Here is a 19,304-nt window from a genome sequence, read left to right on the forward strand (position 1 = left end):
TATGAAGGGCATCATTCTTGCGGGCGGCAGCGGCACGCGCCTCTATCCCGCCACGAAGGCAATCAGCAAACAGCTGATGCCGGTTTATGACAAGCCCATGATCTACTACCCGGTTTCAACCATGATGCTCGCGGGTATTCGCGATATCATGATTATCAGCACGCCGCGCGATGTGCCATTGTTCCAAGGTTTGCTGGGTGACGGGAACCAGTGGGGCGTAAACTTCAGCTATGCAGTGCAAGAACAACCGCGCGGGCTGGCCGATGCCTTTATTATCGGTAAAAAATTTATCGGCGGCAGCAACGTCGCCATGATCCTCGGCGATAATCTGTATTACGGTCAGGGTCTTGGCGAGCTAGTAAAAAGGGCGGCATCGCGCCCAACCGGCGCGACCGTTTTCGGGTACCGCGTTTCGGACCCTGAACGTTACGGCGTGGTTGCCTACAACAAGCAGCGCGAACCGATCGACATCATAGAAAAGCCGAAAAACCCGCCTTCGAACTGGGCAGTCACCGGCATGTATTTCTATGACAACAATGTTATTAATGTTGCCGAAAATCTTAAACCTTCGCCGCGCGGTGAAATCGAAATTACGGACGTGAACAAACACTACCTTGCGAAGAAGCAGCTTGATGTCATCCAGCTTGGCCGCGGTTATGCATGGCTCGATACCGGCACGCATGAATCGCTTGATAATGCGGCGGAATTTGTACGCATCGTGGAACAGCGGCAAGGCCTTAAAATCGGTTGCCCTGAGGAAATCGCCTTTAATCTTGACTATATCGGCACGAAGGAAATCCTGAAGATTGCCGATGAAATGGGCAAAACCGGCTACGGCGATTATCTGCGCCGTTTGGCTGAGTCAGAGCGCTAGCGAACATGGCCGGGCTTTTTAGCATCGTCCCTGCGTGGGATGCGGGCCTGTTTCTTGTGCTCGGGTTTTTTGTGTCATTTCTGATTTCATGGAAATTGATCGAAGTGCTGCGCAAGCATGGTGCGGTCGATAAGCCGGGAGAACGCAGCATGCATACCGCCCCCGTGCCGCGCGGCGCGGGGATCGCGATTGTCACCGTGATGGTCGCTGCCCTTATATGGATGGTTTTCAAATCCGGCTACGATACCGTGGCCATTTGCTTGCTGGCCGGCACGTCGCTTGTTGCCGTTGTTTCGCTGCTTGATGATATTAAAACATTGCCGCCCGCGCTGCGCCTTGCCGCTCACATTACAGCGACCGCGGCTGTTGTTTATGTGATACCGCCGGATCAAAGCATAACCGGCGGCATGCTTCATCTGGCGCTGGAACGCACGCTGATCGTCATCATCTGGGCCGGTTACATGAACATATACAATTTTATGGATGGAATTGACGGCATAACGGGCGTTGAGACAATCACCATAGCGCTCGGGACCTTGCTGTTGCTTGGCGGCATGGCGTTTAACGATCACGGATTGCTTGCCGTTGTGTGTCTGGCGCTGATTGGTTCTTGCTTCGGATTTCTTTGTCTTAACTGGCATCCGGCAAAAATATTCATGGGTGATGTGGGCAGTGTGTCGTGTGGCTATATCACCGGCTATTTTCTCCTTGTTTTATTGCATACATCGCACTGGTATGTGGCGGCGATCCTGCCGCTCTATTACCTTGCCGATGGCGGCATCACGCTTGTGCGCCGCTTGCTGCGCGGCGAAAAAATCTGGCTTCCGCACCGCCAGCACTTTTATCAAAAGGCCGCGCTGGCCGTTGGCCATGACACGGTCGTGAAATGGATCATGACGGCGAATATTCTGCTGGTTTTATCTGCGGTTCTTGTGGTTTTGCATGGTCCGTGGGCTGCCTTGCTGGCCGCTGCTGTTGTGGCTACATTGTTGTGGAAAATGCATAGCGCCGCAAAGCAGCCGGCAACACACCAAAACAAGGCGTAAACCGGGCCCATGCCACGTTGGACCAAAACTTTATTTGCCTTCAGCCACGATCTGGCAGCATCCTGCGTAGCCTTTTGTGTTGCGCTTTACCTGCGCCTTGGCGATCTTGCGCTCGACCTGCCGCGCGAAATGTTGATCGCAAACCTCGCGCTTTTCGTCGCGACTTGCGGCGTGGTATTTCTGGCCAGCGGCTTGTACCGTGGCATATGGGCCTATGCTTCGGTGCGCGATCTGGGGGCCATCCTGCGCGCCGCCACTATTGCCACAGCGTTGTATATGGCCGCATCCTTTCTGCTCACCCGCCTTGAATCCATTCCGCGCTCGACGCCCGTTATCACATGGTTTGTTTTGCTGGCCTTTCTGTGCGGTTCCCGGCTTTTTTACCGCATGCTGCGCGAAGGCAGGCTTATATCGCTCTGGAACAATGCAGGAGGCGGGCGCACGCCCGTGCTCTTGCTTGGCGCGGGCGACGAGGCGGATTTGTTCATGCGCGCGCTGGCTTCGAACCCCTATGCCGCATATGAAGTTGTCGGTGTGATCGCGGAAAACGAAAAACGCGTTGGGCGCGAGCTGCATTCCGTCAGCATTATGGGGACGGCGCGCGACTTGCCGGATATTATGAACCGTCTTCGCGCCAGAGGGCGTGCACCGACGCGGCTGATCATGACGCGGCCGCGCGCCAGCCTTGATGCCGTATTCGCCGAAAATCTTCTGGAACAAGCCAGCGCGCTTGGGCTTAGCATTTCGCGGCTGCCCGCCATGACCAATCTGCATGAAAACATTCTTGAAAACGGCGGACAGGTGAAGGATCAGCCTATTGCGATCGAAGACCTGCTCGGCCGCCCGGAAACGGTTCTGAACCGGGAGGCGATCGAAGCCCTGGTGAAAGGCAAGCGCGCGCTGGTGACCGGTGCGGGCGGAACCATAGGTTCCGAACTTGCCCGGCAAATTGCCGCACTTGGGCCAAGCCACCTTACGCTCGTGGAGTTAGGGGAATTCAACCTCTACACCATTACGATGGAGATGCGGGAAAGGTTCCCCGACCTTAAATTCACGCCGCTGCTTGCCGATATACGCGACCAGGTTCGCATCAAGCAGGTTTTCCAGCAGGAAAAGCCGGAAATCGTGTTCCACGCGGCCGCGCTCAAGCACGTGCCGATCGCAGAGGAAAATGTACGGGAAACCGTGCTGACCAACGTGCACGGCACGCGCGTGGTGGCAGATTGCGCCGCCGAGGCCGGCGTTTCGGCGATGGTCCTGATATCGACCGACAAAGCGGTCAACCCCACCAGCGTGATGGGGGCAACCAAGCGTGCCGCCGAAATTTATGCGCAAACGCTGGAATTGGCTAACAGCCCAACGCGCTATCTCGCGGTGCGTTTCGGCAATGTGCTTGGTTCAACGGGTTCCGTTGTTCCGCGTTTCAAGGAACAGCTTGGCAAGGGCGGCCCGCTTACGGTCACCCACCCTGACATGACACGCTATTTTATGACCGTGCGTGAAGCGGTTGAACTTGTGCTGCAGGCATCGGCAATGGCCATGCTGCCGGGCGGCGAGCGCGGTAATATTCTGGTGCTGGATATGGGCAAGCCGGTGAAAATCGTGGATCTTGCGCGGCAAATGATCCGCCTTGCCGGCTTGCGGCCCGAAATGGATATCAAGATTGTCTATACCGGCCTGCGTCCCGGCGAAAAGATGCATGAGGAGCTTTATTCGCAGCAAGAACAGCTTCGTCCCTCCGCCGCCGATGGCGTTAACCTGCTTGCTCCGCAGGCGCAGGATATCGGGGCCGTGAATGCCGCGGTTACCGAACTTGTCCGCGCTGCGCAGGCGGGCGGAGAGGAAGCCTCGTTGCGCGGCATGATAAGCCGTCTGGTACCCGAATTTAACCATGACAAAAAGAGCACGGCGGCGTAGAAGCACTCGTCAAACATTTAATTTCTAGATTTATCCGGGCTTATAATTTTCGATGTCATATATCGCGCAACAATTTTTTCGTGCCGGTCGCACCACAAACGCCAAATTTGGTGAAGGGCCGCTTGATCCAACGACTATATTTGGAAAGGGCTCCAGGATCGTTTCAGCGAACGCAACCAATGGCCGCGTAAGCATGAAAATATGGGTGCCTGCGCTCGGTTTCGTTATACTTATCTTTGGAGCAACGGCTGCACTTGCGGGCGTGCCAATACCGTTCGTTCCACACTAGCGCCCACGCAGGTACGGTTCCGGGTCGATGGGTTTGCCGCCCTGCCTGATCTCGAAATGCAGCTGGGGCGAGCTGACACCGCCGCTGGTGCCCACGGTGCCGATCATATCGCCCTGCGCCACCACGGCATCGCGCTCAACCAGCATGCGCTCCAGATGGGCATAGGCGGTGATCCAGCCACCTTCATGTCGAATAAGAACAAGGTTCCCGAACCCCTTCATTTCATTGCCGGCATAGACAACTGTTCCATTGGCGGCAGCCGTCACGGGCGCACTGCGCGGCGCAGCTATATTGATGCCGTCATTGTTAAGCCCCTGCCCCTTCGGGCCGTAACCTGAAAGCACAGGGCCGCTGACGGGCCATGTAAAGCTGGGCGCGCCGCTGGGCAGCGCCACGGCCTGGGAAGGGGGCGCAATGCTGGCCACCTGCTGCTGATCGGCCTGATATTGGGAATAGCTGGGCGGCGATATTTCTTGCGCTGAAATGCCAAGCTTGGAAGCTTCGGGTGAAGGCGTGCCATTCGCGTAGCTGTTCGCGTAATAGCCGGTGTTGGCCGGCGGCGGGACCGAAGGGTTATAGCCTTGGCCATAGGCCGGATCCTGGAGATATTGCCCGGCCTGCGGTGAGCCATAAACATAATTCGGCGCGGCAGGTTGTTGCGGTTGCGGCGCGTAGTAGCCCTCATACCCGCCCGGTTGTTGCTGCAGTTGCTGAACGGAAACCACATCCACCGGAGCGGCGCCAATTGTCTGGCCATCGTTGGCCGAACGGCTTCCTGCGGGCATGGTCAGCTGCTGGCCCGCCGTAAGCCGATAGGGTGGCTGCAGCGTGTTAAGCGCGATCACCTCGCGCATCGGCACGTTATATTCGCGCGCGATGCTATAGACCGTATCGCCTTTATCGACCGTTACGCTCTGGCCCGGGATGATGAGCGAGGTATCGTAATAATGCACCGGCGTACCGCGGCTGCAGGCGCCGAGCGCGATAACGGCAGCCGTTGCAAGCAACAGTGTGGCGGGGGAATGGGTGTTCCGTCTGGTCATGTTTATCCCGTGATTTTCTGGAGGCCATTCATGTAGGGCTGCAACGCCTTGGGAATCTCTATGCTGCCGTCAGCTTGCTGGTAATTTTCCATAATGGCAATAAGGCAGCGCCCGATGGCGACGCCGGAGCCATTAAGCGTATGCAGGAATTGTGTCGATTTTTCGCCCTTGGCACGATAGCGCGCCTTCATGCGCCGCGCCTGGAAATCCCCGCAATTCGAACAGCTTGAGATTTCGCGGTACGCATCCTGCCCCGGCAGCCAAACCTCGATATCGTAGGTTTTGCGTGAAGCAAAGCCCATATCGCCGCTGCAAAGCACCATGGTACGGAACGGAAGTTCGAGCCGCTTCAGGATCGTTTCGGCGCATTCGGTCATGCGTTCATGTTCTTCTTCCGATTGGTCCGGCGTCGTGATGCTCACCATCTCAACCTTATAGAATTGATGCTGGCGCAGCATGCCGCGCGTATCCTTGCCCGCGGCACCCGCCTCGGCCCTGAAGCAGGGCGTCCGGGCCGTGACACGTACCGGCATATCGGCGGCATCGAAAATTTTATCGTAGGCAATGTTGGTGAGCGGCACTTCGGCCGTTGGAATAAGCCAAAGCCCGGTTGTGGTTTTAAACTGGTCGTCAGCGAATTTCGGCAGCTGCGCTGTTCCGAACATGATTTCGTCGCGCACCATCAGCGGCGGCGAAATTTCGGTGTAACCGAATTCCTGCGTGTGAATATCGAGCATAAAGTTGCCGAGTGCGCGCTCGAGCAACGCCAGCACACCCTTCAGCATCGTGAACCGCGATCCGGATAGGGTCGCAGCCGTATCGAAGTCCATCAGCTTTAGCGCTTCGCCGATTTCATAATGCTGCTTGCTGCCCTTCGCATTGGGCGGTTCGCCAAAGCGCCGGATCTCTTTATTATCCTTCTCATCCTTGCCGTCCGGCACATCGTCAAAAGGCATGTTGGGCAGGGTTGCGCACAGCTCTTCCAGCTTCGCACCCGCCTGCTTTTCCTGTTCTTCCAAGGCAGAGGCTTTTTCCTTAATGGCGGTAACCTCTGCCATCAGCGCTTCGGCCCCCTCGCCCTTGCGCTTGGCCTCGCCAACTTGCTTCGATATTTCGTTGCGCCTGGATTGCAGTTCCTGCAATTCGGTTTGCAGCTTGCGGCGATCGGTGTCGAGCGCGAGGATATCGCCAGACGCGGGCGGCATGCCACGACGCTTCAGCGCCTTGTCAAAGACAGCGGGATTTTCGCGGATAAACTTCAAATCGAACATGAATCGGCCCCGGATGGTGTTATTTGCTTATATCGAAGCTTGGGCAGGCGGTCTAGGTTGGCGCGCCGGGTTCGCTTTCACTGCGTGACTTTTCAACCAGCCGGGAAGCGATGATGGCAATTTCATAGAGCAGAAGCAAAGGCACCGCCAGCATGAACTGGCTCAGTATATCCGGGGGCGTTAGCACGGCGCCCACACAAAACGCCCCCACAATCGCATAGCGCCGTGCCCGGACAAGTGAAGCCACTGTCAGCACGCCCGCGCGGACCAGCAAGACCAGCAGCACGGGCAGCTGGAAGGAAAGTCCGAAAGCCAGCATGAAGGTCATGGCCAGCGAAAGATATTCATCAACCCTTGCTTCAAGCTGTATCGGTAATCCGCCATTTATGCCCGGCGTTTCGAAGGACAGAAAGAAATGCCAGGCAACGGGAATAACGAAAAAATAAGCCATCGCCACGCCTGCAATGAACAAAACCGGTGTCGCGAACATAAAAGGCATAAACGCCTTGCGTTCATGCGCATAAAGCCCGGGCGCGACGAACAGCCATATCTGCATGGCGATAAAGGGAAAGGCGACCATGACCGCGACCCAGAGCGCGAGTTTAACGTATGCCATGAAGGCTTCGGCAAGGCCGGTATATATCAGCCGATGCGTATCGCCCGTTTGCTGCGCCAGGGGTTCTACCAGAAAGGCATAGATATCCTCGGCGAAGTAATAGCTGGCCAGAAAGGCAACGAGTACAGCAAGCAAGGCCCAGACAAGCCGGTTGCGCAGCTCTATCAGGTGCGCGAGCAATGGTTGCCGCGTGCTATCGACATTATCCCCGTGCATCAAGCGCCATCCGGCGGTTTGGGCGCACTGTCCTGATCTGGCTTGGGTTTGCGGCCGGGTTTGTCTTCGAGGCCAAGGTCCGCCTCATAGGCCAGCCGGTCAAGCGCACTGCGCCACGTATTGCGCATTGCCTTGAAACGCCCGGCCATGCGGCCAAGCTTGTGCATGGCTTCGGGCAACTGCTGCGGGCCTATTGCGACAAGCGCTACGGCCGCGACGATGAACAGCTCAGGCCAACCTATGTTGAACATGGCGGGCCAGCCGGCCTATTTATCTTTGTCGGAAGGCGGCAGGTTCTTGGCGGCTTCGTCATCCTTGGCATCGAGCCCGGATTTGAAGCTGCGTATGCCCTTGCCGAGGTCACCCATGACGCGCGGCAGCTTGCCCGCGCCGAAAATGATCAGCACGATCGCCAGAACGATAAGGAGTTGCCAGATGCTAATGCCCATGAACTTTCCCCCAAGAAACCTTGTGCCGGAAAGTTAATATAGTTTCAGTGGGTTGGCAAATCGCCTGCGTTACCGCGGAGAGGCGTGTTCTATGTACACCAGCCTGCCTGCCGCATTGGTGTCATATTGAACGGTCATCGGCTGAAACTTGGTGATGCCCATTACCGCCGCCTGTAATCCGGCGGGCACAAGCATGGTCGTTGGGTTCGGATCGGTTCCTGACGCGCTGGTGGCGCGTAAGGTCAATTCGTTACCTGCAAAGTTCACGAACCTGAAATGACCCGTGTCAAATTTTGGCGCTGACATTACAATATTCTCCCTGAACGATTGTCTATGGATGCGGGGCAATTTTTGCTACGCCGGCTGTAACGGTAATGACCGTTTCGCCCTTCGCGGCCAGCAACGCACGCATCTCTGTATAGCTGAGATCAATTTGCGCTCTTTTATTGCCGGTGATCTCAACGGTGGCGTGCGTCATTCGCGGGCCTGCGTGGCCCCATTTGATCACGCCGGTAACTGTGTGCGTGCCATTTTCTATTGTCATTTTACGTCCCTGGATATGTTTGTTTGCCCGGCATTTGATTATGGTTTTTGCGCCGTGGCAAAGGAGCCTATATTTCCGCCCGCTCAAGAAGCAAGGAAAAAGCATGCTGCAGCGCATCAATAATGATGCCATAAAGTATGGTAAATGCAGGCAATGCGAACATGACGTCAGCAACGAAGATATATCTTGTCGCCGGGCCAACGGCTTCCGGGAAATCCATGCTGGCCGTGGCGCTGGCCCGGAAGACAAACGGCGTTATCGTTAACGCGGATTCCATGCAGCTCTATAGCGGCCTGCCGGTGCTGACCGCCCAGCCCGGCGAAACGGAGATGCGGGAAGTGCCGCACAGCTTGTACGGCTTCATCGATCCCGCTCAACGTTTTTCAACCGGAAAATGGCTGACGGCGGCCCAGGCGGAAATAAAGCGCATACAGGCAGAAGGTAAAACACCGGTTATCGTCGGCGGCACCGGGCTTTATTTCCGTGTGCTTACAAGCGGGCTGGCTGATATTCCGGACATCCCCGCTTCCGCGCATGAAATGGCGCAAAAACTTTATGAGGCGAACGGCGGTGAAACGTTCCGGGAAAAATTGCACTCGTATGATCCTGCGAGCGCCGAGCGGCTCCATCCGTCGGACCGGCAAAGGCTTATTCGCGCCTACGAAGTCGTCATTCATACGGGCAAGCCGCTTGGTGATTGGCAAGCAGAAACCACGAAAAACGGTGCCACAGGTATTGACTGGATTCCTGCCCTGTTCATGCCGCCGCGCGATCTGCTCTATGAGCAATGCGACAACCGTTTCAAGGTTATGCTGGAAGCCGGTGCTTTAGAAGAAGCCAAGGCATTTCTGGCGCGCGGGCTTGCGGCCGATTTGCCGGCGATGAAAACGCTAGGCCTGCGCGAGCTGGCGGCTCATCTTGAAGGAAGGCTTGGCCTGAAGGAGGCGACGCAAAAGGCCCAGCAGATGACCCGTAACTATGCCAAGCGCCAGCTGACATGGTTCAGGAACCAGTGGCTTGGCCCCAAGCGGCCATTTAGCCGTGATGTGCTGGTGTGCGATAAGCCATTTGAGCGTAGTTTTATTAATAAGTTAGTTGAGCAAATAGCTTCAATCGGCTGATATATTTAATCGCTATGCATACCCTTGATGCGGGAAGCCAGCGAAGCCTGCAGGAAAATATCGATATCGCCATCGAGCACAGCCTGGCTCTGACTGGTTTCCGTTCCGGTGCGGACATCCTTCACCATCTGGTAGGGCTGTAGAACGTATGAGCGTATCTGATGGCCCCAGCCGATATCCGATTTTTCGGCTTCGATCGCCGAAGCCGCCTCTTCCTGCTTTTTCAGCTCCATTTCGTACATGCGGGCACGCAGCATCTCCATCGCCTTGTCGCGGTTCTTGTGCTGGGAGCGCTGCGCCTGACAGGTGACGACAATACCGGTAGGTAAATGGGTGATGCGAATGGCGCTGTCGGTTGTATTGACGTGCTGCCCGCCCGCGCCTGATGAACGGTAGGTATCGACCTTCAGGTCCTTATCGAGGATCTCGATATTGATGGTGTCATCGATAACCGGGCTGACATGTATGCTCGCGAAGCTGGTATGGCGGCGCGCGTTGGAATCGTATGGGCTGATGCGCACAAGCCGGTGCACGCCGCTTTCGGTCTTGAGCCAGCCATAGGCATTTTGCCCTTTGATCTGGATGGAGGATGATTTGATCCCGGCTTCTTCGCCGCGGGATTCTTCCAGCCAATCGACCTTATAGCCGTGCTGTTCGGCCCATCGCACATACATGCGCAAAAGCATTTGCGCCCAATCCTGCGCTTCGGTGCCGCCGGCTCCGGCATTGACTTCAAGATAGCAATCGTTCTTGTCGGCTTCGCCGGAAAGCAGGCTTTCAAGCTCGGCCTGCGCGGCCCGGTCGCGCAGCGCAAAAATGTTCTTTTCGGCTTCCTGTACGAGCGCCTTGTCGTTTTCGGCGCCGGCGAGGCCGATCATGTCGATATTGTCTTTCAGCTCGCGCTCAAGCCTGCGATAGCCGTTTACGGCATCATCAAGATGTGTGCGTTCGCGCATGATCGCTTGCGCGTTCCTCGGGCTGTCCCACAGATTGGGGTCTTCGGCGAGCGCATTCAGCTCGTCAAGGCGGATGACGGCTTTATCGAAGTCAAAGATGCCTCCTCAGCAGGCCGAGCGACTTATTGATCGCATCGACGGCTGCCTGGATTTCTGCGCGCATGGCGTGTCCCTATTTCGTTGTTAAGGCAGGAATAATGGTGTTGGCTTTAAATGTCCAGCCGTCAATACAGCCCGCCGGTACCGGTTGTCGGCGGCGCGGCTGGACCCGCTACGTTGGCGGCTGCCGGGGCTGTTGCGCTGCCCGGCGTTCCGTCATAGCTGCCATCCAGAATGCTGACGGCCCCACCGGCAACAGGCTCGCTGCCGGGAATAAAGGCTTCCCAGATTGCGCCTTCAGTGCCGAAGGAAGCGAGCGCGCCGGTGTGCGGATCAACGCGCACGAGCTTGATGCCCGGCGGGACGCGGAATGGTGTGCCCGGCGTATCCTTCAAGGTGTCTTCCATAAAACCCTGAAAAATTGGCAAAGCGACGCTGGACCCGGTTTCGCGTGAACCAAGCGGTTTGGGATCGTCAAAGCCAACATAGACCCCGACGGCAAGATCGGGCGTGAAGCCGACAAACCACGCATCCTTGCTGTCGTTCGTCGTCCCGGTTTTGCCGGCGATGGGTTTGCCGAGCGAGCGGAGCTTTGCCGCTGTTCCCCGTTGCGCCACACCTTCAAGCATGGAAACAACCTGATAGGCCGTACGAGGGTCCGCAATTTGCTCGCGCATATCCGGCAGTTCGGGCGGCGCCATCTGTGGCGCCCAGCCGGGTGATTGGCAATCTTCGCACGCCAGGCCATCGCGCCGCCATATCGTCTTGCCGTCCCTGTCCTGCACGCGGTCGATCAGGGACGGCGTGATTTTCTTGCCGCCGTTGACCAGCATGGCATAGGCGGTCGTTAGCCGCTCGACCGTCGTTTCCTTGGCCCCGAGCGCGAACGACAAAAGCGTGGGCATATCGTCCACGATGCCGAAGCGTTTTGCGTATTCGACAATGATAGGCATGCCGATGCTGTTTGCGAGCCGGACCGTCATGACGTTGCGGGATTTTTCAAGCCCGACGCGAAGCGGGGTGGGGCCGTAAAATTCGGATGAATAGTTTTCCGGCCGCCAGAGCGGCAAGCCCGGACCCTGATTATAGACGAACAGGGCATCGAGCACGAGGCTGGAAGGCGTAAAACCGTGATCGAGCGCGGCAAGGTACACGAACGGCTTGAAGGCCGAGCCGGGCTGGCGGTAGGCTTGCACGGCCCGGTTGAACTGGCTCATGTCCGTACTAAAGCCGCCCTGCATCGCGTAAACGCGGCCCGTATGCGGGTCCATCGCGATCAGCGCGCCCTCCACCTGCGGTATTTGCCGTAGCGTATATTGTTCCTTCCCGATTTCTTCGACCAGCACGACATCGCCCGTTTTCAGTACATCAGCGGGCTTGCTGATGGCGGGCCCGAAGCTGTTGTTAGGCAATTCCTTGCGCGCCCAGGACATTTCCTCCCACGGTATTCTCGCCGTTTCGCCGTCGATGAGGCCGATGGCAACATGATCGGATTTAACTTCAAGCACGACCGCGAGCGGCCAATCTCCGCTGCCCGGCGGGTGCGTGACTTTTGGCAAAAGTTCCTGCCAATTATCCGTTGACGGCATGCTTGCCACAGGTCCGCGCCAGCCGCGCTGCCGCCGGTCAAAACTGATCAAACCTTCGCGCAGCACGCGCGTCGCGATTTTTTGCATGGCGGGGTCAAGGCTGGTGCGAACCGCAAGCCCGTCTTCCAGTACGCGTTCCTCGCCGAAACGCTCCACCAGCTCGCGCCGGACTTCTTCGGAATAATAATCGGCGGTAATATATTCGGCGTCGTCACGTTCATGGGTTTCAAGCGGCTGATCCTGCGCCATCGTCATTTCTTCGGCGCTTAGATAGCCGTCCTCATGCATGCGCTGAATGACCCAGTTGCGACGCGCAAGCGCGGCATCATGGTTGCGGACCGGATGATAGTTGTTCGGCGCTTTCGGCAAGGCCGCGAGATAGGCGGCTTCGGCCACCGTCAACTCATCGAGCGATTTGTTGAAATAGTTAAGCGCGGCGGCGGCAATGCCGTAAGAGCGGCGCCCGAGGAATATTTCGTTCATGTACAGTTCAAGGATGCGGTCCTTTGGCAGCGCTTCCTCGATACGGGTCGCGAGAATGGCTTCGCGTACCTTGCGGGTGATTGAAACCTCGTTCGTCAAAAGAAAATTCTTGGCCACCTGCTGCGTGATGGTGGATGCGCCGACAGGCCTGCGGTCCGTGGCCATGTTTTGCACGTTCGTAAAGATCGCGCGCATGATGCCGCTGAAATCTATGCCTTGATGAATATAAAAATCCTTGTCTTCGGCGGACAGAAACGCATCAATAACCCGCTTGGGTATCACGTCGATCGGCACGAAGATGCGTTGCTCGGCCGCAATGGTGGCCATCAGTTTTCCGTCGCCTGCATAGATGCGGGACAGGATTGGCGGCTTGTAATCCTTCAGCATGGAATAGTCCGGCAGATTGCTGCTGAAGGCGTTATACAAAAGGAACGCGGCCACCACGACAGCGATGAGCCCGAAGGTGGCGATTGAGAAAAGATTAGCTAACCAGCGCATGCGGGGAACACTCAGGATGCCAGGGCAGGGATTCTTAAGCTACTGTTAACAGGAAACCGGGCTATTTTCCTAGCCCGTTGGAAAGACTTATAAAACAGGCTGGTTTTCCGGCCTAAAACTTTGATTGTTAATGTCGTGATTTTCAGTATATGATCTCGATGCGACATGTGTGCCGCTGGTACAAATGCTTCGCTGTGTGGCATTGCAAGTTTCAGAAGGCCGCCTAAGACGCTGATCCATCTGGATTGTTTTAGACCTTCGCACGAGTTTCTCCCGCAGCAGCAATAATCCGGCAGCATTGAACATTGTCTGGCAAGGCAGCCCGGGCCCAGGCAGCCCGCCCCCAGCCAGACAGCTCAAGCGCCGTTGCCGCCAACCGTCGCGCTGGCAGCATAGGCGAAGCGCCGGCTGGTCTGTGGTTGATCAGCAGCAATGAACGAATTTGCCGGTTACGGCGCCAGAAGCGATTGCTTCAGAGCGACGTGTCGGCGGGAGAATTGATGTTATGGCAAAGCGTATGCTTGTTGACGCAACGCATCCGGAAGAAACCCGCGTTGCAATTGTAAACAATAACCGGCTGGAAGACCTCGATTTCGAGTTGACCAACCGTAAAATGCTGAAGGGCAATATCTACCTTGCGAAGGTTATACGGGTAGAGCCCTCGCTACAGGCGGCGTTTGTGGAATATGGCGGCAACCGCCACGGCTTTCTCGCCTTTTCCGAAATCCACCCCGATTACTACCGCATCCCCGTTGGCGACCGTCCGAACGACGAGCCGCTTGATGAGGATATGGATGACGAGGCCGAGGGCGAAGAAGACGATGCCATTTTGGCCGAACAGGTCGAAGCCCATCTCGAGGAACCGGAAGACAGCGACGGCGATGACGATGAGCCGGAGCAAGACGAAGGCCCGGCGATCGAGGTGGTCGAAGACGCGCCAAAACCAGTCGAATCCGTTGTCGTACAAGCTGAACAGCAGACGGCCCCCGCTTGGTCAACCGAGCCCGGATCCGGCACGCTGGAAGATCTTATCCCCGGTTATACGCCGCCGGAAAATTCATCCCTGATCACAGGCTTTACCCCGGCTGCAACCGACGAGGTTGCATCCGACCAAAGCGTCGATGTTGTCGGGGGCGAAAACGCGGAGCCGGTGCGGGAGCGTCCGCGCCGCCAGCACCGCCAGCGCTATAAAATTCAGGAAGTCATCAAGCGCCGCCAGGTCATGCTTATTCAGGTGGTCAAGGAAGAACGTGGCAACAAGGGTGCCGCGCTGACCAGCTTTCTTTCGCTTGCCGGCCGTTATTGCGTGCTGATGCCGAACACCGCCCATGGCGGCGGCGTTTCGCGCAAGATCACGAACCATCAGGACCGGCGTCGCATGAAAGAAATCATGGATCAGCTGGAAATCCCCGATGGCATGGCCGTGATCCTGCGTACTGCGGGTATGCAGCAATCGGTTGCCGAAATTCAGCGCGATCTCGATTACCTTGTAAGGCTTTGGAACAATATTCGTGAAGAAACGCTTCAATCGAATGCGCCCGCGCTTATCTATGAAGAAGCCAACCTGCTTAAACGCGCGCTGCGCGATCTGTACAGTCACGATGTTCAGGAAATTCTGGTAGCGGGCAGCGAAGGTTATGAGCTGGCTTCAAGCTTCATGAAAACGCTGGTACCCGATGCTGTTGAAAAGGTGAAGCAGTACGAGGATCAAATTCCCCTCTTCTTCCGCTACAACATCGAAAAGCAGATCGATACGCTGCACAGCCCCGTCGTGAACCTGCGTTCGGGCGGTTACCTTGTGATCAACCCGACGGAAGCGCTGGTATCCATCGACGTTAACTCGGGCCGTGCCACCCGCGAGCGGCATATCGAAGAAACCGCGCTGAAAACCAACCTGGAAGCGTCGGATGAAATCGCACGCCAGCTTCGCTTGCGCGATCTTGCCGGGCTTGTGGTCATCGATTTCATCGACATGGAAGATGGCAGGCATAATGCGGCGGTCGAACGCCGCATGAAGGATGCGATGCGGAACGATCGCGCACGCCTCCAGCTTGGCCGCATATCGCATTTCGGCCTGATGGAGCTTTCACGCCAGCGTCTGCGTCCGAGCCTTTTGGAGACCAGCTTCGATAAATGCCCGCATTGCGGCGGCCTCGGGCATATTCGTTCGGTCGATTCAGCGGCGCTTTCCATTTTGCGGGCCATAGAAGAAGAAGGCCTTAAGCAGGGCGGAGGCAGCGTAGTCGTCCATGCCCCCGATCGCGTGGCCTTCTATGTGCTGAACAAGAAACGTCATTCGCTGACGATGATCGAACGCACATATGATCTGCATGTCCAGTTCCATAGCGATGAATCGCCTGAAGCGATGAATGGCCGGATCGAGCGCACAAAATCGCGCGGCGGACCGCGCATCGCCATCCCAGCCGTCGATAATGACGAAGTGCTGGCGGATACGGATGGTGCGTTTACGCAACCCGAGAACACAACCAGCGAAGGCGAAGAAGCTTTCGCGGGCGGTAGCTATGAAGGCAGGCAGGACCGTGACCGGCAAGGCCGTGGTCGTGGCCGCCGGCGTGGCGGACGCAACCAGAACAAGCGCGACCGCGAAGATCGCGGCGATCGCCCTGATGGCAACCGTGAAGAAGCCTCGCCACAGGAAGTGAACGGCAATGTTGACAGCAATGCCGCACCCAACCCGAATAAGGACGGCGAACAGCAAGCCGATGGTGCAAAGGGCGAAGGTCAGCGTCGCCGCAGGCGCGGACGTCGCGGCGGGCGCAGGCGCAACCGTGACCGCGAGGGCGGACACAACGCCCAGGGACAAGGCGGCAATGTACGGGATGATAATCAGGGTAACCGCAACCTTGAACAGGCAAGCAACGATACGCTTGACACCACCCCGCGTAGCCAGACCCATGCGGTGCATGCGGACAGCCGGCAGGATTTCGCCGTCAATGCCGGCCCGCGTTCATCCATGCCGTATGAGGTCGTCGATCAGTCTTCCGACAAGCCCAAGGGCGGATGGTGGCGGAAGCTTACCGGGCAATAGCGGCAAAAGCGGCTGCGCAATTTTGCCGCATTGTCGTTATAATATGTATGGCTTGATGCAACCGCGATTCTTGGCATGAACAAACGCGTCCGTAACAGATTTTCGCTCCTGCGCAGTTTGGCATACGGTTTTACAGTTCTGTGCCTTTCTTCCGCAGTTTCGCTGCCTGCGGCAGCGTCGCGTCAATCCCCCAACTTTATCCGCGATGCGGAGATCGAGCATACGCTACGCACCTATGCAACGCCGCTGTTTCACGCGGCCGCTATCGACCCCTCCTCGGTCAGCATTGTTTTGATTCAGGATAACGAGCTGAACGCCTTCGTGGCCGGAGGCATGAACATTTTTATTTATACGGGCTTGCTTCAAAGCACGGATAATGCCGGACAGGTGATTGGCGTGATAGCGCACGAACTCGGGCATATTGCTGGCGGTCATCTGGTGCGCGGGGCCGAGGCGATGAAGAATGCTTCGGCGCAGGCTGTGCTTGGAACGATCATAGGCATAGCCGCAGGTGCCTTGGCGCGCGATACGGGCGCCGCTGCCGCTACCATCGGCGGTTCAGCCGGCCTGGCGGAACGCAATTTTCTTAGTTTTAGCCGCACGCAGGAAGCTTCCGCGGATTCCGCCGGGCTCAATTACCTTGATCGCGCCGGGTTTTCTGCAAGCGGGATGCTGGAATTCCTAGATAAGCTTGCGGATCAGGAATTGCTTCCCTATGACCGCAAAAGCGAGTTTGTTCGCACGCACCCCCTTACCCATGATCGCGTTGAAATCGTAAGGCATCATGTCGAAGAATCGCCATTCAAGGATAAAAAGTTTCCCGAAGAGTTCAACGATATGCACGAACGCATGAAGGCAAAACTTATGGGCTATATCCAGCCCGATGTTGCGTTGCTTCGCTACACCGATAAGGATAAAAAGATCACGACGCGCTATGCGCGCGCAATAGCACTTTATCGCACCAGCCAACTTGACCGGGCGCTGCCGCTTGTCGATGGGCTTATCAAAGAAGAGCCGGACAACCCGTTCTTTTACGAATTACGCGGGCAGATGTTATATGAAAACAGCCGCGTTGAAGAAGCGGTCGGCTCTTACGCCAAGGCGGTCGAGCTGCTGGGTGATTCAGCCCTGCTCCGCACCGCTTACGCGCAGGCCTTGCTGGAAAGCAAAGATAAGTCGTTGCCCGTGACAGACAAGGCCATCGATCAGCTGCAGGAATCGTTGCGGCTGGAGCCGCGTGAACCGCTTGCCTGGCGCCTGATGGCCACGGCATGGGGCCGCAAGGGTCAAATAACGGAAAATAAAGAATATGACGGCATGGTGGTCTATGCCCTTGCCGAGGAAGCCGTGGCGCGCGGTGCCGATAAAGAAGCTAACCAATTGGCCGAGCGGGCAATTGCGCTTTTGCCAAAAGATTCAACCTATTGGATTCGCGCGCAGGACATCCGCCTAAGCACCAAGGAAGACGAATAAATTGACTTGTTTGTTAAAACTTGTTGTTGTCACCCTTACCAGCCAAAGTCGGCCAACCAGAAGAGGTCAAACATGTTGTTTCTCAGATATCTAGCAGCCGCGGTTTTTGCGATTACCCTCGGCATAGGCCACGCGCAAGCGGCGGACGATACGACGCTCAGCGCCAAGGAAAAGGCCGCAATCGAAGCGCTCGTTGAAGAACTTCTGGTCAACAAAAAACCTGAAATCGTCATGCAGGCGCTGCAAGAAGTGCAGGCCCGTCATGAAAAGGAAGAAGCGCAGAAATCTGCCGCCGCAATGCAAGAGCACACTGGCAAAATCTTTGATGACCCGAACTCCCCCGTGGGCGGCAACCCGAAGGGCGATGTAACGGTCGTCGAATTTTTTGATTACCAGTGCGGCTACTGCAAGATGGCACACACAGCCATTGACGATCTGCTTAAGGCTGACAAGAATGTCCGCTTTATTTACAAGAACCTTCCGATCCTCGGAGAGGCTTCCGTGGTTGCGGCCCATGCCGCCCTGGCTTCCGTGCATCAGGGCAAGTTTGAAGTCTTTCACAACGCGCTGATGGAAAACAAGGAAAGGCTCGATGAAGCCAACATTATGAAAATCGCCAAAAGCGCAGGTCTTGATACGACCAAGCTGAAAGCGGACATGGAAAGTGACAAGGTGAAGGCGCAGGTTCAGACCGAGCTTGACCTTGGTCAGAGCCTTGGCGTGCGCGGCACGCCTATGTTTATCATCGGCGATGAACAGTTCCCAGGCGCCCTGAACCTCGACCAGCTCAAGAAGGCGGTTGCTGACGCCCGCGCCAAGAAGGGCTAACCGGCTCCGGCCATGCCTGTAAAAAAGCGCCCAAGCAGGAAGCCGCGGGTTCTGGTCCTGAACGGACCGAACCTCAATCTTGTCGGCAAGGGTGAACCCGCCATCTATGGCCGCATAACCTATGCGGACATGATGGCGGCTTGCGTCAAGCATGGCGCGGCGTTGGGGATCGAGGTTATCCATAAGCAAAGCAATCATGAAGGCGCGCTGATCGAAGCGCTCCATGACGCACGCAAGGATTGCCGTGCCGTTATCATAAACGCCGGCGGCTTCACCCATACTTCGGTTGCACTCATGGACGCTATTCGCCTGACGGATTTGCCGGTTGTCGAGGTCCATCTCAGCAACATCTATCAGCGCGAAAAATTCCGCCACCATTCGCTGATTTCCGGGGTCGCCGCCGGGGTGATTTGCGGGTTTGGCGGCCAAGGGTATATATTTGCGCTCGATGCATTGGCGCCCCGCCTCAAATCCAGAAAAAAATAGGGTAAAGTGATGCCGAAGTTTGATGTTGATGCAGACATGGTCCGCAAGCTTGCTACATTGCTTGAGGAAACAGGTTTGAACGAAATCGAGTTTGCGGAAGGGGAAAAGCGCATCCGCCTCACACGTGCTGCAGCGCAGGCCGCGCTTCACCATATGCCGGCAGCCTCAGCCCCGGTCGTACCGCAGCCCGCCGCGCAGGAAACAGCCGAACAGCTTAAGGGAACCCCCGTGACCTCCCCCATGGTGGGTACGGTCTATCTTTCACCCGAACCCAGCGCGCCGACCTTTGTAAAGGTTGGTGACAAGGTCAAGCAGGGCGATACGCTTCTTATTATCGAAGCGATGAAGGTCATGAACCCCATCAAGGCGCCCACCGGCGGGACCGTGGCGCGGATCATGGCGGCTGACGCCAAGCCTGTGGAATTCGGCGAAACGCTGCTGACCATCGAATAGGAAC

The 19,304-nt window shown here is 56.8% G+C and carries 18 protein-coding genes; 9 read left to right on the top strand and 9 right to left on the bottom strand.

Annotation, left to right across the window (positions count from 1 at the left end):
- Window position 1: 1 nt before the first annotated feature.
- The 3 genes from rfbA to GC131_01360 are packed head-to-tail and all read left to right on the top strand — an operon-like array spanning window position 2 to window position 3,837.
- Complete coding sequence (gene rfbA, locus GC131_01350; protein MBI1272719.1) at window positions 2-874, top strand: glucose-1-phosphate thymidylyltransferase RfbA; 873 nt, start codon at window positions 2-4, stop codon at window positions 872-874.
- Between the two features lie 5 nt (window positions 875-879).
- Entirely contained in the window at window positions 880-1,920 is a 1,041-nt protein-coding gene (locus GC131_01355) for a glycosyl transferase (protein ID MBI1272720.1), read from the top strand.
- A 9-nt stretch (window positions 1,921-1,929) separates the two neighbouring features.
- Window positions 1,930-3,837 carry an SDR family NAD(P)-dependent oxidoreductase gene (locus GC131_01360; GenBank protein ID MBI1272721.1) on the top strand — a complete coding sequence of 636 codons (1,908 nt, stop codon included), beginning with the start codon at window positions 1,930-1,932 and terminating at the stop codon, window positions 3,835-3,837.
- A gap of 285 nt (window positions 3,838-4,122) precedes the next feature.
- Here GC131_01360 and GC131_01365 read toward each other — a convergent pair whose 3' ends face one another.
- From GC131_01365 to GC131_01395, 7 genes are all read right to left on the bottom strand, one after another.
- Window positions 4,123-5,169 (bottom strand): peptidoglycan DD-metalloendopeptidase family protein, encoded by a 1,047-nt coding sequence (locus GC131_01365; GenBank protein MBI1272722.1) that lies wholly within the window; start codon window positions 5,167-5,169, stop codon window positions 4,123-4,125.
- Window positions 5,170-5,171: 2 nt separating this feature from the next.
- Entirely contained in the window at window positions 5,172-6,440 is a 1,269-nt protein-coding gene (gene serS, locus GC131_01370; protein MBI1272723.1) for a serine--tRNA ligase, read from the bottom strand.
- Window positions 6,441-6,492: 52 nt separating this feature from the next.
- The gene (gene tatC / locus GC131_01375; protein MBI1272724.1) at window positions 6,493-7,272 is read right to left on the bottom strand and encodes a twin-arginine translocase subunit TatC; all 780 of its coding nucleotides are present in this window, start codon (window positions 7,270-7,272) and stop codon (window positions 6,493-6,495) included.
- On the bottom strand, window positions 7,272-7,523 hold the full coding sequence (locus GC131_01380) for a hypothetical protein (GenBank protein MBI1272725.1): 252 nt from the start codon (window positions 7,521-7,523) through the stop codon (window positions 7,272-7,274). The genes tatC and GC131_01380 overlap by 1 nt, the downstream gene beginning before the upstream one ends.
- Before the next feature lie 15 nt (window positions 7,524-7,538).
- Window positions 7,539-7,721, bottom strand: coding sequence for a twin-arginine translocase TatA/TatE family subunit (tatA, locus tag GC131_01385; protein MBI1272726.1), 183 nt, complete (start codon window positions 7,719-7,721; stop codon window positions 7,539-7,541).
- A gap of 69 nt (window positions 7,722-7,790) precedes the next feature.
- Window positions 7,791-8,027, bottom strand: coding sequence for a hypothetical protein (locus GC131_01390; GenBank protein MBI1272727.1), 237 nt, complete (start codon window positions 8,025-8,027; stop codon window positions 7,791-7,793).
- Window positions 8,028-8,052: 25 nt separating this feature from the next.
- Complete coding sequence (locus GC131_01395) at window positions 8,053-8,265, bottom strand: hypothetical protein (GenBank protein ID MBI1272728.1); 213 nt, start codon at window positions 8,263-8,265, stop codon at window positions 8,053-8,055.
- 161 nt (window positions 8,266-8,426) lie between these two features.
- On the opposite strand from GC131_01395, the gene miaA reads away from it, so the two are divergent.
- Complete coding sequence (gene miaA, locus GC131_01400) at window positions 8,427-9,386, top strand: tRNA (adenosine(37)-N6)-dimethylallyltransferase MiaA (GenBank protein MBI1272729.1); 960 nt, start codon at window positions 8,427-8,429, stop codon at window positions 9,384-9,386.
- 5 nt (window positions 9,387-9,391) lie between these two features.
- Here the strand turns inward: miaA and GC131_01405 are convergent.
- Both GC131_01405 and GC131_01410 read right to left on the bottom strand, forming a co-directional pair.
- Window positions 9,392-10,505 (bottom strand): peptide chain release factor 2 gene (locus GC131_01405; GenBank protein ID MBI1272730.1). Its coding sequence is split into 2 segments (ribosomal slippage): window positions 9,392-10,435 and window positions 10,437-10,505, totalling 1,113 coding nucleotides; the frame shifts between segments, so codons are not numbered across the junction.
- Between the two features lie 61 nt (window positions 10,506-10,566).
- Window positions 10,567-13,011: a PBP1A family penicillin-binding protein gene (locus GC131_01410; GenBank protein MBI1272731.1), complete on the bottom strand. Its 2,445-nt coding sequence runs from the start codon at window positions 13,009-13,011 to the stop codon at window positions 10,567-10,569.
- Between the two features lie 505 nt (window positions 13,012-13,516).
- Here GC131_01410 and GC131_01415 point away from each other — a divergent pair.
- The 5 genes from GC131_01415 (at window position 13,517) to accB (ending at window position 19,300) form a co-directional block, all read left to right on the top strand.
- On the top strand, window positions 13,517-16,060 hold the full coding sequence (locus tag GC131_01415; protein ID MBI1272732.1) for an Rne/Rng family ribonuclease: 2,544 nt from the start codon (window positions 13,517-13,519) through the stop codon (window positions 16,058-16,060).
- Window positions 16,061-16,135: 75 nt separating this feature from the next.
- Complete coding sequence (locus GC131_01420) at window positions 16,136-17,533, top strand: M48 family metalloprotease (GenBank protein MBI1272733.1); 1,398 nt, start codon at window positions 16,136-16,138, stop codon at window positions 17,531-17,533.
- A gap of 72 nt (window positions 17,534-17,605) precedes the next feature.
- Window positions 17,606-18,361: a thioredoxin domain-containing protein gene (locus GC131_01425; GenBank protein ID MBI1272734.1), complete on the top strand. Its 756-nt coding sequence runs from the start codon at window positions 17,606-17,608 to the stop codon at window positions 18,359-18,361.
- Between the two features lie 12 nt (window positions 18,362-18,373).
- Window positions 18,374-18,847, top strand: coding sequence for a type II 3-dehydroquinate dehydratase (aroQ, locus tag GC131_01430; GenBank protein ID MBI1272735.1), 474 nt, complete (start codon window positions 18,374-18,376; stop codon window positions 18,845-18,847).
- Between the two features lie 9 nt (window positions 18,848-18,856).
- The gene (accB, locus tag GC131_01435) at window positions 18,857-19,300 is read left to right on the top strand and encodes an acetyl-CoA carboxylase biotin carboxyl carrier protein (protein ID MBI1272736.1); all 444 of its coding nucleotides are present in this window, start codon (window positions 18,857-18,859) and stop codon (window positions 19,298-19,300) included.
- The last annotated feature ends 4 nt before the right edge of the window (window positions 19,301-19,304 follow it).

It is taken from the genome of Alphaproteobacteria bacterium (assembly GCA_016124955.1).
In the GTDB taxonomy this organism is placed as follows: Bacteria; Pseudomonadota; Alphaproteobacteria; order UBA9219; family RFNS01; genus RI-461.

Excerpts from the sequence above, each read along its gene's own strand:
- rfbA (MBI1272719.1), top strand. The coding sequence starts at position 2 with ATGAAGGGCATCATTCTTGCGGGCGGCAGCGGCACGCGCCTCTATCCC.
- GC131_01355 (MBI1272720.1), top strand. The coding sequence starts at position 880 with ATGGCCGGGCTTTTTAGCATCGTCCCTGCGTGGGATGCGGGCCTGTTT.
- GC131_01360 (MBI1272721.1), top strand. The coding sequence starts at position 1,930 with ATGCCACGTTGGACCAAAACTTTATTTGCCTTCAGCCACGATCTGGCA.
- GC131_01365 (MBI1272722.1), bottom strand. The coding sequence starts at position 5,169 with ATGACCAGACGGAACACCCATTCCCCCGCCACACTGTTGCTTGCAACG.
- serS (MBI1272723.1), bottom strand. The coding sequence starts at position 6,440 with ATGTTCGATTTGAAGTTTATCCGCGAAAATCCCGCTGTCTTTGACAAG.
- tatC (MBI1272724.1), bottom strand. The coding sequence starts at position 7,272 with ATGCACGGGGATAATGTCGATAGCACGCGGCAACCATTGCTCGCGCAC.
- GC131_01380 (MBI1272725.1), bottom strand. The coding sequence starts at position 7,523 with ATGTTCAACATAGGTTGGCCTGAGCTGTTCATCGTCGCGGCCGTAGCG.
- tatA (MBI1272726.1), bottom strand. The coding sequence starts at position 7,721 with ATGGGCATTAGCATCTGGCAACTCCTTATCGTTCTGGCGATCGTGCTG.
- GC131_01390 (MBI1272727.1), bottom strand. The coding sequence starts at position 8,027 with ATGTCAGCGCCAAAATTTGACACGGGTCATTTCAGGTTCGTGAACTTT.
- GC131_01395 (MBI1272728.1), bottom strand. The coding sequence starts at position 8,265 with ATGACAATAGAAAATGGCACGCACACAGTTACCGGCGTGATCAAATGG.
- miaA (MBI1272729.1), top strand. The coding sequence starts at position 8,427 with ATGACGTCAGCAACGAAGATATATCTTGTCGCCGGGCCAACGGCTTCC.
- GC131_01410 (MBI1272731.1), bottom strand. The coding sequence starts at position 13,011 with ATGCGCTGGTTAGCTAATCTTTTCTCAATCGCCACCTTCGGGCTCATC.
- GC131_01415 (MBI1272732.1), top strand. The coding sequence starts at position 13,517 with ATGGCAAAGCGTATGCTTGTTGACGCAACGCATCCGGAAGAAACCCGC.
- GC131_01420 (MBI1272733.1), top strand. The coding sequence starts at position 16,136 with ATGAACAAACGCGTCCGTAACAGATTTTCGCTCCTGCGCAGTTTGGCA.
- GC131_01425 (MBI1272734.1), top strand. The coding sequence starts at position 17,606 with ATGTTGTTTCTCAGATATCTAGCAGCCGCGGTTTTTGCGATTACCCTC.
- aroQ (MBI1272735.1), top strand. The coding sequence starts at position 18,374 with ATGCCTGTAAAAAAGCGCCCAAGCAGGAAGCCGCGGGTTCTGGTCCTG.
- accB (MBI1272736.1), top strand. The coding sequence starts at position 18,857 with ATGCCGAAGTTTGATGTTGATGCAGACATGGTCCGCAAGCTTGCTACA.